The organism is Modestobacter marinus (assembly GCF_011758655.1).
In the GTDB taxonomy this organism is placed as follows: domain Bacteria; phylum Actinomycetota; class Actinomycetes; order Mycobacteriales; family Geodermatophilaceae; genus Modestobacter; species Modestobacter marinus.
Genome location: NZ_JAAMPA010000001.1, coordinates 1,918,683 through 1,931,968, shown reverse-complemented (window position 1 = coordinate 1,931,968; position 13,286 = coordinate 1,918,683). Strand labels below are relative to the sequence as shown.

General features: G+C 66.9%; 11 protein-coding genes. 4 read left to right on the top strand and 7 right to left on the bottom strand.

Translation table 11 applies throughout. The features are described from left to right. Positions 1–58: 58 nt before the first annotated feature. From FB380_RS09150 to FB380_RS09140, 3 genes are all read right to left on the bottom strand, one after another. Entirely contained in the window at positions 59–961 is a 903-nt protein-coding gene (locus FB380_RS09150; RefSeq protein ID WP_166754798.1) for a hypothetical protein, read from the bottom strand. Continuing rightward, the gene (locus tag FB380_RS09145; protein WP_166754797.1) at positions 961–1,197 is read right to left on the bottom strand and encodes a hypothetical protein; all 237 of its coding nucleotides are present in this window, start codon (positions 1,195–1,197) and stop codon (positions 961–963) included. Before FB380_RS09145 ends, FB380_RS09150 begins: the two co-directional genes overlap by 1 nt. 442 nt (positions 1,198–1,639) lie before the next feature. Next, positions 1,640–2,860, bottom strand: a complete 1,221-nt coding sequence (locus tag FB380_RS09140; protein WP_166754796.1) for a WD40 repeat domain-containing protein — start codon at positions 2,858–2,860, stop codon at positions 1,640–1,642. A gap of 187 nt (positions 2,861–3,047) precedes the next feature. Between FB380_RS09140 and FB380_RS09135 the strand changes: the two genes are divergently transcribed. The 4 genes from FB380_RS09135 (at position 3,048) to FB380_RS09120 (ending at position 8,409) form a co-directional block, all read left to right on the top strand. After that, complete coding sequence (locus FB380_RS09135; RefSeq protein ID WP_166754795.1) at positions 3,048–4,232, top strand: alpha/beta hydrolase family protein; 1,185 nt, start codon at positions 3,048–3,050, stop codon at positions 4,230–4,232. A gap of 290 nt (positions 4,233–4,522) precedes the next feature. Further along, entirely contained in the window at positions 4,523–4,945 is a 423-nt protein-coding gene (locus tag FB380_RS09130; protein WP_166754794.1) for a hypothetical protein, read from the top strand. Between the two features lie 1,007 nt (positions 4,946–5,952). Then, on the top strand, positions 5,953–6,246 hold the full coding sequence (locus tag FB380_RS09125; protein ID WP_166754793.1) for a hypothetical protein: 294 nt from the start codon (positions 5,953–5,955) through the stop codon (positions 6,244–6,246). 1,137 nt (positions 6,247–7,383) lie between these two features. Next, the gene (locus FB380_RS09120; protein ID WP_166754792.1) at positions 7,384–8,409 is read left to right on the top strand and encodes a hypothetical protein; all 1,026 of its coding nucleotides are present in this window, start codon (positions 7,384–7,386) and stop codon (positions 8,407–8,409) included. Between the two features lie 108 nt (positions 8,410–8,517). Here the strand turns inward: FB380_RS09120 and FB380_RS09115 are convergent, their stop codons facing one another. The 4 genes from FB380_RS09115 to FB380_RS09100 form a co-directional block, all read right to left on the bottom strand. After that, positions 8,518–9,297: a hypothetical protein gene (locus tag FB380_RS09115; RefSeq protein WP_166754791.1), complete on the bottom strand. Its 780-nt coding sequence runs from the start codon at positions 9,295–9,297 to the stop codon at positions 8,518–8,520. Between the two features lie 1,372 nt (positions 9,298–10,669). Next, positions 10,670–11,524 carry a hypothetical protein gene (locus FB380_RS09110; RefSeq protein WP_166754790.1) on the bottom strand — a complete coding sequence of 285 codons (855 nt, stop codon included), beginning with the start codon at positions 11,522–11,524 and terminating at the stop codon, positions 10,670–10,672. A gap of 461 nt (positions 11,525–11,985) precedes the next feature. Beyond that, positions 11,986–12,633 carry a hypothetical protein gene (locus FB380_RS09105; RefSeq protein WP_166754789.1) on the bottom strand — a complete coding sequence of 216 codons (648 nt, stop codon included), beginning with the start codon at positions 12,631–12,633 and terminating at the stop codon, positions 11,986–11,988. Between the two features lie 390 nt (positions 12,634–13,023). Continuing rightward, a complete protein-coding gene (locus FB380_RS09100; RefSeq protein WP_166754788.1) occupies positions 13,024–13,272 on the bottom strand; it encodes a hypothetical protein in 249 nt (82 codons plus the stop codon). Between the last annotated feature and the right edge of the window lie 14 nt (positions 13,273–13,286).

Below are 13,286 nucleotides of genomic sequence, written 5' to 3'. Positions count from 1 at the left end.
GTGCGGCGGGATGGGGACGGCGGCCCGGCCTGGTCGTGCCGGGCCGCCGTCCGGTCGCTCAGTGCGGGTCGACGGCCACCAGGAAGCAGCCGGCGCTGCCGAACGGCTGGACGTCGAAGCCCAGCTGCAGCAGGCACTCGGCGATCGCGGCGTTCATCGTGTGCTGCACCGCCTCCTGCGCAGCGACCCCGCGGACCAGGTCGCGGCTCATCCGGTCGTGCTGGTGCCAGCTGACCAGCACACCCGGGTGCCCGGGCTCGGGCGTGAGGCACACGCCGCCGGCCGGGCCCTCCCCCGCGCAGTCGTGCAGCTGGAGCCCCGCCTCGACCAGCGCGGCGGTCAGCTCGACCCCCAGCGAGACGAGCTCGTCCTCGTCCGCCAGCGGCCCGTCCCACTCCTCGGGCAGCCGGTCGAGCTGGTCCCCGAGGTCGCTGAGCCACTCCCGCTCGGCCGGCAGCTGCCGGCGGACCAGCCGGCCGTCGGAGCGCAGCACCCCGTAGACGGCCCGGCCCGCACCCGACGGCGCCGACAGCGCCAGCCAGTCGGCCTCGATCGGGTCGGCGAACGGGCCCGCCAGCACCTGTTCGCGGGCGCCGTCCTCCTGCTCCTCGACCAGCCACCAGGCCGGCGGGGTGCCCTGCCCACCGCCCTGCCGGCCCGCCGGGTGCGTCGCCGTGGCGTGCGCCGGGACCGGCTGCCGGGCCACCGCGTTGGCCGGCTCGGCGGGCTGGACCCGGCCGGCCGGCCCGCCGGCGGCCGCCGCCGCGCCGACCGCGACCGGGACCTCGAGCTCGACCTCGGCCTCGACCTCGGCCTCGGCCTCGGCCGGCGCCTGCCGGCGCTGGCCCTGCACCTGGTTGCGCTCGAACTCGTACTGCGCGGTCGAGCTCTGCGCGAGGGCCACGACGAGCGCGGCCAGCACCACGAAACCGACGACGGCGACCACCGGCCAGATGAACATCACTGCCACCCACCGGGGACGGCGCCCCAGCTCGCGGCCCGACGCGAGGAGCCGCGCGTCCAGCGGAGGAACGAGGAGCCGGACGCACGCAGGGAGGCGCGCACCGACCTCGGCTCGTCCCCGGCGTCCTCGCCGGCCTCGAAGAGCTGGAGCAGGGTGGCCAGGTCCAGCTCCTCCTCCGCCGGGGCTCCGGAACGGGACGACGGGGGCGGCGCCTGGTCGAGCGCGGTGGTCACAAGGGGCTCCTCGGTGCGGTCCGTCGCGGCTGGGGAAGCGCCGCGGACATGCCAAAAACTAGGGCGCCCGACGCGCCGGACGACGCGCTTTCACACCGTCATCACGGTCCCGTCACCGAATCGTTGTGCAAGGCACCCGAACGGTCGATGACCGGCCTCTCAGCAGCCGCCTTGTCGACATCTACACGGCTCTGAACTGGCATTTCCCTGGATCGCGGTGCGGTCATCCAGATCTGGGCATTGCACTTCGGCATGTTGCGCCCGCCATTCCTGATGCGGCCCCCGCAGGTATCGGAATCGCGGTCCACGGCCTTTCACCCGCCGCCACGAGCGCTGTCCGGATGAGGACGGTCGGCGAGCGTTTGGGGTGTTGCCAGTCAGCGGCGGGGCGCAGCCCGCGCCACGGTGAGGCCGATGGCTGCCGCAGCGACGAGGGCCAGGGTCACCCGCAGCGGCGTCGGCCACCGGCCGCGATCGGGCTCCCCGGCCGGCCGGACCTGCAGGTCGGGCACGAGCGCCGTCGCCAGCTGGAAACGCCCGGCCCCGTAGTTGCCGCCCCGGTGGGGACGACGCTGAGCCGCTCGGTGGCGCCGTCGTCCAGCGACACCCGCGTCACCGCCAGGTCCACGGGGTCGCCGCCCTTGTCGTCGGCGTGCGGGGAGAGGACGAGCACCTCGCGCGCCGACACCCAGCCCAGCAGCCGGCTAGACGCGGCGACCGCCCCGTCCAGGGACTCGGGCACCTCCGTGGGCCGGTCGGTCGCGGCGACGAACGTGAGGACGTCGGGGATCGACTCCCACTCCCCCTGGCACGCCGTCCACTGCGCCTCGTGGACCGTGTCCAGGCACGGGAACGGCATGCGGGAGGTGGCCAGCAGCGCGCCGTCCGGGGACCAGGCGTCCGCGCCGGCGAGGTGGTGCCCCGCGGGCAGGTCGAGAGTCCGCCGTCCGCCGCCCTCGAGGTCGAACACCTCCAGGGTCCCGCCGGCGGTCGCGGAGCGCTGCACGGCGAGCTCGCTGCCGTCCGGCGAGAACGCCGCCGTCGACACCTGGGTGGCCCCCGTCAGCGTGCGCACCGCACCGCTGGACACGTCGAGCAGGCCGACGTCCCCCTCGATCGGCGTCCCGCTGTAGGGGTTGGTGGCCGCCGTGCCGGCCAGGTGGGCGACGAGCCGCCCGTCCAGGGACCAGGCGACCGGGAGGGCGCTGTGGGCCCCGGGCACCGGCTGCCGGACGACGTCGCCGGTCTCCAGGTCCAACAGCGCCAGGTCGGCCCGGTCGCTGTCGTGGTCACCCACCGCGATCCGGGTGCCGTCGGGGGACAGCAGCATCGGCGCCGGGTCGCCCTGGGTCTCCGGGCCGGCCCGGTCCTCGGCGAGGTCGACCCGCCGGTAGACGTCGTCATCGGCGCCGACGACGACCGCCTGCGGGAAGTCGAGGAACTCCACGCCCCACCCGTGCTGGAACAGCGCGAGCGCGCGCCCCGGCGGCGCGTCGGACACGTCCCCGGTCAGGTAGGAGTAGCCGGCCATCCGGTCCGGGATCCCGGCGGCCGCGTTGGAGTCGGCAGTGGCCGGACCGTCGCCGGGCAGCAGGGCCACGACCAGCGCGGGCAGCAGGGCCAGCCCGCCGACGAGGAGCGGGAGACGTCTCCGGGTGCCCACCGCGCCAGCATGGGGGCGGACCGGCCGGGGTTACCACCCGCCGAGGCGACCAGCACCCCAACCGCGCGAGAAGAGACGGTGTCCGGTCGCGTCCGAGCACCTTGTCGGGGAGGTCCCGCAGTGCCAGCCTGATCGGCGCAGCGCCGAACGCCCGGCCGCACCTCCGTGGCCGTCCGAGGAGGTGCCGGTGGAGCTGTACTTCGACGACGTCCCCTTGGACGGCCAGCTGCAGCGCAGTGTCGGGAAGGCCGCTTCGGGCATGGGCGACGTCGGTGAGTGCCTGGCCATCGCCGGACGGATCACCCCCGGCGACCGGGACAGCTGGTACCGAGCATGGTCGGGGTTTGCGACCCGGCTGGTCGGCCAGGCCGATCAGGCGGCCGAGGACGGGCACCGGGTCAGCGCCCGCGGCGCCTACCTGCGCGCGGCGGAGTACTTCCGCCAGGCCTTCTTCTTCCACCGGGAGGACCTGGACGGGAGCGAGCTCCGCAGCGGGTACGCGTCCAGCGTGCAGGCGTTCCGCTCGGCGCTGAGCCACGTCGGTCATCCGGCGCAGGTGTTGTCCGGCGCAGCATCGGGCTACCTGTTCACCCCTGGCCACACCGACGACCGCTGCCCCACGATCCTGCACATCGGCGGCTACGACGGCACCGCGGAGGAGCTCTACGCCGCGGTGCCCGCTGCGCTGGACCGGGGGTACGCCGTCGCCGTGCTGGACGGCCCCGGCCAGGGAGCGATGCTGTACGACCGGCGGGTCCCGATGCGGCCGGACTGGGAGGACGTCGTGCCGGCCATGTTCGACGCCGTCGCTGCCTGCCCCGAGGTAGATCCCGACCGCGTCGTCCTGGTCGGGCGGTCCTTCGGCGGTCTGATCGCGCCGCGGGGCGCCGCCGGGGAGCACCGGCTCGCGGCGATGGTCGTCGATCCCGGCCAGTACGACCTGGGGGCGGCACTCACCGCCCGGCTGGGCCCACTGGTGGACCGGGTGCACGACCCGGCCGCCGATCCGCAGTTCGACGCCCTGCTCGACGTCCCCGGCATGACGGCGGTCCTGGGGCCCCGGATGGCGACCCACGGGGTGACCGGCGTCCGGGCGTACTTCGCCGACGTCCTCCGCTACACCAACGCCGACACCGTGAGCCGGGTCGTCTGCCCGACCTTCGTCACCGACAACGAGACCGACGAGATCTCGACCGGCCAGGGCAAGGTCCTCTTCGACCACCTCCGCTGCCCCAAGGAGTTCCGGCTCTTCACGGAGGCCGAGGGCGCCGGAGGGCACTGCGAGGGGATGGCCCCGGTCGTCTTCTGGGACGCTGCGTTCGACTGGCTGGACACGGTCCTGGCGCCCGCCGCCGGAAAGGCGTCCGCCTGACCGGTCAGTCGCCTGCTCGGTGGGCCCCGTGGGGATCGAACCCACAACCCGCGGAGTAGAGGGCAACCCGTCACGGACGTTCACGACTTGACCCGCATGCCTAGGTCAGCACCGCACAGCAACGATCTGGGCCGTCCCGTGACCCCACCTCCACACGACGAAAGTGTCGAGTAAGTGTCGGATCGGACACGGCGGTCCCCGGGACCCGTCTAGCTTGATCACCGTGCACCACGGTGGGAAGGTTGTAGCCATAGATCCACACCGTCCATACGATCCGGGAGAAGTAGTAGATGCCCGCGAGCAAGATCGTGGACGAGGGCGAGGTCTTCCGGTGGTTCGCGGAGGGCAAGACCTACGAAGAGATGATCGCGCTGTATCGGGAGAAGTACAGCGTTGAGACCACGATCGGCCTGTGGGCGAACTTCCGACGCAGGAAGGGAATGGCCCCGCGCACGACCCGGGACCTAGACCTGATCCCCTGGCAGGTGCAGGAGCGGCACCGGTGGGCCTACCCCTTGCAGATGCTCCGCCTAGAGGGTCGACGCCGAGCCACAGGCGAGTCGGTCCGTGGGCCTGACGCGGTGCGTCACGCCAACTTCTTGGCTCGCCTGAGCGACCGCCATGAGGTCGTGGAATACCGACCCGAGACGCCGGAAGGCTTCTTTTACGTCCCGCGCCAGCCGACAGACGTGGACCTCGTTCGCCGTCCCTGATGCTCCTGTGACTGTTGCGACTCGCCGCTAAATCACCCTTCTAACCGCCGACCTGGGCAGATGCGACATCCGGTCGGATCGCCCCCGCTGCACACTTGCTACCCCATCACTACGCGTGGCAAGTTTGTCGCGAGCCGGACGCACCGCTGGTCAGGCCGTCGAGCGAGCAAGGTTTCCCTCAGGGAGTAAGCCCCTCGCCGGGTGCCCCCTCACAACTACACCGATTCACCACCGAGGCGGAGCTATGCCAATTTGTCGCTCCCGGTAGGAAGTTTGCAGCCCGCCGGGTTGACCCATGTCGCCCGGTCCCCACCTACACCAGAAGGGATCACCCAGTGACACGAGACAAGGCCAAGACCAGCCACCACAGGGACAACGACGCACCACCCGTGTACCTGCGTCGCAAGGAGGCGGCAGCGTTCATCGGCCTTGCCGTAGGCACGCTGTCCAACCTCGCCAGCGCCGGGCGGGGGCCGAGCTACCACGTTCCTCCGGGCACCCGCACCCCGTTGTATGCCTTGCACGACTTGGTGGCGTTCGTCAGCGCTGGTCGCATCGAGTGCTCGGGCACCGCATGGCGACCACGGAGCCCGAGACCATCCGGCAGGCACAGCGCACCGACGGATGGATGGCCAAGTACCGGACCGTCCTGAGCTGTGACCCGTGCAGCGGTCAGGCCGGGTGGGCGCACGCCCTGGGGTGTAACGCAGTCCGTCCCCCCTGCCCCCGGTGTCGTCCCAGGGTGGAGAGCTGGGCGGGTGAGACGCGGAACGGTTGGAAGCGCCTCCCACCGGACAGGGCGCGTCGCCAATGCCCGTCTCAGCTCCGCCCATCCCTCCACACCCGGGCGAGCTGACGCGGGCACTGAGCGGCCATACAGGGGGCTCATGAACACCCCCAACAACGATCAGGAATCAAACAACGGCGAGGGGTAGAACGTGGGCGACACCCAAAGTGGAATCGGTAAGGGACCAGCGTGGACGAACGAACATGACACACACGACGTCGTGTTGACCGGGGAGTACCTGACAAGCCTCCCCATCGGCTCAGTGATCAGCGTGCTGATGACCGCCAGCAGTGGGACCGGTCACCGCATACCCATCGCATTCGCAAAGCGCGGCGACGACGTGTGGGATGTACACGCCCGGTCCTGGGTCAACTCCAAGAGGCTCATCGGTGGTCGAGCAACAGCACGCAAGCGCCGGAGCCCCAGGGAGCCCGCGCCCGTTCCGGAGACCACACAGCGGCGGGTGTCGTTCGCGGAAGCGGCTGCACGGATGACCAAGCGGAACGACGAGTGACCGCCTCATTCGTCCCCGGCATCGCTTTCGCAGGAGATGCGCCCTGGGGTGCCTACTGCCAGCGGGAAATGGGAATGTGGGCAAAAAGGCCCGAGGTGACCCCCTTGGCTGTCCGCATCTTATTCGCCGCGATAGGGCGGCACGATTCGGCTGGGCACGCAGTGTTCGGACCAGGCGAACTGGCGGAGGTGCCGGGGCGAGTTGACACGGCTACCGGGGAGGTATTGGTGGCGCGGAAAGACAGCGTGTCCGACGCAATTAAAGCGGCCAAGCGTCTGGGATTCATCACCGAGGAGTCGACTGTCCGTTGTTTGGTCTTGGGGCGGCATGCCTTCCAGAAGGGCAAGGGTGCTCCAAAGCTTTGTCCCGTGCACGGTTGACTTTGGCCTTACAGGCCAAGGTTTTCCCCGTTCCCTGGTCCTGAGGGCCAAAGCGTTTGACCTGTAGGGCCAAGGGCTAAGTGCCCGCTGAGGCCGAAACCCCTGGTAAATCAGGGTATCGGCCGATTCTCAGGTATCCCCCTTCTTGATTATCTTCTTGGTCTGGACGACAAGTATCCAAGGCAGGCAAAGAGGCAGTGTCCCTCGTGACCTACGGAACGGCGGCACTTCGTCTCTATGGCAGCGGCGAAGTGAATAGAAGCGTTGGGGTCACTATCGCTCCCAACAGGTCTATCCCTGGTGGAACAGGACAACTAGGGGATGGACCAGTTCCCCTTGAGCAACAGCGACCATGACCTAGTCGAGCAGGACGACTAGAGGATGGGGCGGGGCCCCGCCCGCCCATAGGCCCATCGTCTAGAGCAACAGAGCTCTAACCAATCCCAGCACTCTAACCCTAACCAGGGTCTATCAGTCCTGCGCAGAAACGGGATCCGTCCCCAATTCCGGAGCCGGCGAACAACAGACAGAAGGCGAGTCAACGAATGCCGCATAACGGAATTCTGCTGATCAGTGCCGACGACCTCCACCCGGGGACCACCGCGCCACCGACGACCAGCACGCCAAGGAAGGCCAGCGCGAGAACCCGCAAGACCACGACGCCGACCGCGACCACCGACACCGGAGAGAACATGACCAAGACCGACCCGACCCCGGCCGAGTTGTCCCGGCGGCACTGGCCGATGCCCAGGCCGCAGTGACCAAGGCCAAGGCTGAGCAAGAGCAGCGTCAGACCGCCGCTGAGGACTTCCGCACCTGCCTGACCAGCGGCAGGGCCAGCATGACCGACGTGGACGCCCTGACTGCCGAGTGGCTGAGTACGACCGCCGCTGCTGAGGTCGCCGCACTACTGGTCCAGGGGTGTGAGGCCGGCGTCCAGCGGGCCGAGCGTGCGTTGATCAACGACGACACCGCCGTTGCCGACGTCCTGGCCGACGTCCTCAGGAAGCTGTACGCCGGGCGTCTGCCGGTGCAGGTGGTCACCCTCGCCACCGACGTCAAGCCCAACGACAACGGCGACCCGGTGCTGTTCATCTTGCAGGAGAAGGCCGGGAAGAACACCGGCGGGATCCTGTCGGGGAAGCTCATGATCATCCTGTTCCGTCCGCCGCCGCCGCTGTTCGCAGAGCTGGATGGACAGATGATCGAGAGTGCCTGCCGGGAGTGGGGTTACGCCATGGAGGTCGGCATGTGGTCCAGCATCGACCACGGCGACTACTGCCAGGACCCGGCCAGCGTCACGGTGCAGCGCGCCTGGCTGCCCGTTCCGGTGTTGACCCGAGAGCCGGAAGATGCGGACTTCCGCGCTTTCGAGGGCGAAACCCGGAACACCCTCCGTAACGCAGTCACGGGTCAGGGACGCACCCCCCGACTGTACGAGTCCGGCGAGGAGATGGAGGGTCGGGCCTGGGCCAAGTCGGTCAGCCACAAGGTGCTCAGCAAGACGCAAGACAAGCGTGTCCGGCGCATGGTGATCGAGGTCGTGACCAACGTGTGGCCCGACGTGCAGATCGCCAGTGCACCGGGGATGTTGCTCCGTGAGGCTGTGGCCGGAAAGGGTGGGACGTACGACCGAGGGCGTGGGACGGGCCGTCTCTGTCGAGCACTGCAAGGTGGACGTCCCCGACTTCCGGGAGCACTTCGCGGACACCAAGCCGTTCGCCGTCACCGCGCACTTCGCAGTGACGTACCGGCTCAATTGACCGGCCGCCTTGCCCGGTGAGGATGCAATTGTGTCCTCGCCGGGTGAGGCGCGCGGCGCCATGGTTTGACTGGAGCAAGTCCTGACAACCATCAGCGCGGCTGACCTTAGTCAAAGGCATCCACGAGCTCAGTCGAAGCACTCAATCTGATCCCATATGACGCAGTCCCTCGCCCGGGAAGTGCTCGTCGTTCTGAATGGTTGCCCGTCGTCATCTGCGGTGATGGTGCCTGACGACCCCGCCGACGTCCAGTCCACCTCGATGACCCAATCGACGTCAAACTCTTCCGTATAGCCAGTGATGGCGAATGTTTCTGCATCCTCGACGGAGACCTCGTATGGAAATCTGATCGGAGTTATAGACCACTCAGGCTCGCCAGGTGGAGGCGTGGTATACCCAGTCTCAACGGCCGTTGCGGTCGGAGGGTTTTGATCCAGGTCGACCTCCAACAGACGATAGGCCCCCTCGCCACCACATTCCCTTGTAAGCGCAAGCCCATCGACTGGTTGACGCCTCGATTGAACCACGGCACGAATGTCGTTGATCACTACTTGGGTCGAGTTGACGCCTTGGACGGTAAGCAAGACCGTACTCGCCTTCGCCCGGACGCCGTCAGATACTGGTGCCCAGTCCGGCCAATCGCCCTCTGCGATCAACTCTTCAGAGATCGGCAACGCCGCGTTCAACTCCTCGACCGAGTTCTGCGTAACCCAGTCATTGCAGAAGTGGCCTTGCTTATCCACCTCGATTGATGGTGGGATTGGGGCCACCTCTTCGGCAGTGACCGGACTGGGTGAACCATTTATGGGCAGGTCCGGGTTCGCGCTGGCCTGATCTCGACTACTGTTGACATTTAGTACTCCAAGGGCGTACAAGGTTGCAACGGCTGCGCCGTAGACAATGGTCATGGTTAATGCGATAGCGATGGCCGGCGGATTGATGTTTACCGTCTGGCTAACGGTTGACCCACTGCGTGCAGATACGCCAGACATGGTGACGTTGGTTCGCGGGTTGTTGTGCCTAGCTCGGCCATAGTGGGGCACATTCGCCTGATTGGTTCGACGAAGATCAACGGCAACAGTAGTAAATGCCACTGTTAGAGTCGCCAATCCGACAGCTACCCAGGCCCACCACTGCCCCCCACTGTCAGTGGCGAGATTTATTGTCACACCAACGACTGTCGTGGCAGCCGAAGAGATAAGAGCCCAAATCCAGGAGCGCAGCGGTGCCGACCTCATCGACAAACGACCCCGTTTCGCCCGCCGTCAGCATGACCCGAAAGAGCGACGACCCCTGGTACGGCACAGCCTGGGAGCCGCCCAGGCAGTCTCTCGCCCAGGAAGGTCGGTGCGCAAGATTCGCTGAGAGAACTCCGGCGCGGCAGCCTCGGTGTTGCCCTAGCCCCACAGCTCGCCGCCTGGCGCCATCGGGCCAGCGGGTAGATCGTCATCTCAATTGCCTCGCCGACGCCGGGACAAGGCGTTTGACCTTGAGCCGCTGCGTCGACCCTTGAACAGTGGCAAGGGGGTGGCTGCTAAGACAGGCGATGAGGCCCCTGAGTGCCCAGGGGGTACCACCCCCAGGGGGTAGCGGCGGTTGCCATCCCGCGGCCCGGTCAGGTTCGGCGATCTGAAGGGATGATGGCGCGGCCCATCAATTGGTGCGCTCCGCGCACCTGGACACCCGGCAATGCTCAGGCGGGCGCTCACGGCCAACTCAGCGGGCGCACGAGCCAGCCCGCGACCACGCGCGGCCAGCCGATTCGGGCCAGCGGCCAGGGTCAGCGGCCAGGGCAGGCCAGGCTAGACCAGGGTCAGGCCAGGCCAGGCCAGGGCAGGGCCGGGCGCAGAGCCCACAGAGCCACACGACAGCGTAGAGCCAACAGACCGGCGATGTAGAGAGCGCGGCGTGCAGCCATGTGCCTGCGATCACATCGCCACAGAGCCCCGGGTTCCCGTCCTGTTCATGGAAGGCAGGCCGGTCGAGCCCGGGGCTTTCCCCGCGGTTTCATCACAGATACCCGGCCCGTACCGCGCTGCTCCCTGGCCGATCTTGTGGGCCATGGCCCTTATGCCCAATGCCGCGGGCCCACCCGGATACCCCTTCACGCTGACGACCGCTGTTGTAGCCACACGAAGACCACGCAGCCCGAACCGGCCAGCACCGCACGGGTCAGCAGCGCGGACAGCTGCCCGGCAGTCAGGGAGTACGGCCAGGGCAAGGCGCGGCCAGTAGGACTTGGCACACCTTTGAGAGCCGTCGCAAAGCCTCGCGACCACCCTAGAATGGGGCGTCATCATCCGACGACGTAGCGGCGAGGCCCCCCTTCACCGCGTCGTCAAACAAGATCTCGTTCAGCTCGTCCGCATCGGAAATTCCGGTTACACGCTTGAGAGCCTGACGAAGCCACGCATCCAGCGTTTCCGTAGTGGACTGAGTGATGCATCCTTCGAAATCAGTTGGCCTCAGCCGCCCAGCCGCTCCCACTCTAGCTGCCAGCCGTCGCAGGGAGTCAGCGTCAGAGGCATTGCCAGTTCGGCGGGTCCGCGACGGAAAGTCGCTTGCGAACAGTTCAGTGCGCAGTTCGTATCGAAGCTGCTGAACCTCACTGAGAACTTGTGACGTGACGTGTAGTTCCGGGTCCGTGCTCGACTCAACGGCCCCGAAGGCCTGGGCCCCCTTGAGGGGCGTTTCAATGTCCGCCGGATTGGACACCGCGAATTTTGCCGCCTTTGCAAGTGCCTGCTTGGCTTCCTCGACACTGTCCAGGTCGTTTATGTCATAGTGGATGGTGCGCATGTCCTTAATATCGAACGGCACTTTGTTGCCAACACTCTGAATATGAACCGTCGGCTTGTCGTAGCCGTGCGCGATAGCGAGCTCATAGAAGACGTTCGCATTTCCTCCGCTGATGTCTGCGACGATCAGGTCAGCCTTTAAGATGCTGTTAACTATTTGGGGCGTGATCGCACCCGGGTTACTGCTGTCGTCCGCACGATCAACGACATACTCAGGCTCAAGAGTCGCCTTTATGATGTGGCGAAGTACTTTATTTGCCCGGACCCAAACGTCGGACTCTTTCTCGCCAATGGGTGAAATGACGAAGCACCGTGGGCCGGGCGTAAGGTTTGGCATCAGCTTGTCCTCTGGGCTAGGCGTAAGACCCGCACATCGTGCCAAACGAACGGTCGCGTTCCGAAGTTACGCGCCGTGTGTCGCTGCGTGCCGTCACGACCGACCGGACGGACGACGGACGACGGTGCAGCGCCGGTTCAAGGGCGAGCGCCGTAAGCTCCGAAGGGGTAGTCGGCGAACAGGACGGTGGCCTGCGGCATCACCAGGGCCACAGGCGGTTATCGCCACGCCTTGCTAAACGATTGCCGCCGCCGGCCCGCCGACTTGCGGTGAGTCGCCGACCAGCACGGCTTCTTCCGCACCCAAGACATCTAGTATGGCGGAGCCAAAGTCCTGCACGCATCGGTAGGCCACCCGCCGCCCGATCAAGCTCCGGTCTGCGGTACCGTGACCGTCGCCGATGACTGGTTCGCCCACGCGGAGAACTACTACTAGGCCGGACGGCGGCGACCTCCCCGGCGTTAGCTACCCCTTCGACCTCCCGAGTCGGCCCCTTCCCACTCGTCCAAGACGTCCAACACGACACTCCCGAGCGCAGTAATACGGACCGGCGCTCCGAGCACCATCGCGGGAATCTCGGCAAGCCCTCGGCTAATCAGCGCCGCGAGCACCAAAGAACCCACTTGATCGGGGAAGTCGGCTTCCGTCACCAGTGTCTCCGTTGTCCAAAACAAGCCACCTTCGCTTCCCTCGGGGGAGACGGTCGCCTGAGTTGTCATCAAGTGCAGCAGCTGCGTATGCGCAGCATTGAGGTCCGCCAATGCGGCCAGGATCAACTCGCACTCGTCCACGCGGAGGGGGTCGACGACCGCGTTACCGACGGCCGTACCCATGGCACGCAGTACCGCGTCATGACCATTCATACCGGCAGCGAACAACAGCCGGGTGAGCAGCGGGTGAAGCCGGGGCCGCTCACGCAGAGACTCAGCAAGTTCCTCACGAGTGAGTCCACTGGCTGCCTCCGCTGCACTTAGGGCGACCGACCCGTTCCGGCCCCATTCAGCAAAAACTTGCCGAAACAAGCGCTTCATAACCGGGCCAGCTCCGGGCACGACCGTGTCTGTCAAGCTACTGGCGATGTCGACCGACAATCCATCTCGCTGTTGCACTAGGGCACACTACGCCGGCCGTGGTCCGGGGGGCTGGCTGCGGGAGGCCCTGCACGTGTCCTTCGAAGCTGGTGGTTCCCGTCGCAGGAGCCGCCGAACGTGACGGCATGGGCCTACTGATCGCCGAGGTGAACCGCGTGCGCCCGCCTGATCGGACGTTGGGAGCCAGCAACATCACGACCGCAACCCAGGCGAGCTCTCTTAATCCCGTAAAGGAGGCGCCGTTTGAGGCCAATCACAGCGCGTGGCTCCCCGTTAGCATTGCGGCGTCCTTGCTCCCGGCCCAGCCGTCGAAGAGTCGGTAGATTACTTCGATCTGCAAAGAGACTAGGAGCACCGCTAGGGCATCGCCGATCGGGGCGTTGAAAACGGCGACCAATTGGGGGTCTATTAATCCTTGACTGCGGTAACAAAGTGACGGTAGGCGTACACCTGGCCGATCGCCTCGCGGACCGCGAGCTCAGCTTTCGTTCCGACCGTCTTGGCCTCGACCAACCAATGCTCATACGCCGCGTCCAGAGTCATGTCACGAGGGTGCACGTTGGTGGCCAGGACGCCGCCCGCCTGCCGAACAGGCTCACCGAATGCCTTGATTAAAGCTTCGTGCTTGCGACTTCGCTTTTGCTGCGTCTTGACCACGTTGGCTAGGTAGT

Bases quoted from the DNA above. Each gene is read 5' to 3' on its own strand.
- FB380_RS09150 (WP_166754798.1), bottom strand. From the start codon at position 961: ATGTTCATCTGGCCGGTGGTCGCCGTCGTCGGTTTCGTGGTGCTGGCC.
- FB380_RS09130 (WP_166754794.1), top strand. From the start codon at position 4,523: ATGCCCGCGAGCAAGATCGTGGACGAGGGCGAGGTCTTCCGGTGGTTC.
- FB380_RS09115 (WP_166754791.1), bottom strand. From the start codon at position 9,297: ATGACCATTGTCTACGGCGCAGCCGTTGCAACCTTGTACGCCCTTGGA.
- FB380_RS09110 (WP_166754790.1), bottom strand. From the start codon at position 11,524: ATGCCAAACCTTACGCCCGGCCCACGGTGCTTCGTCATTTCACCCATT.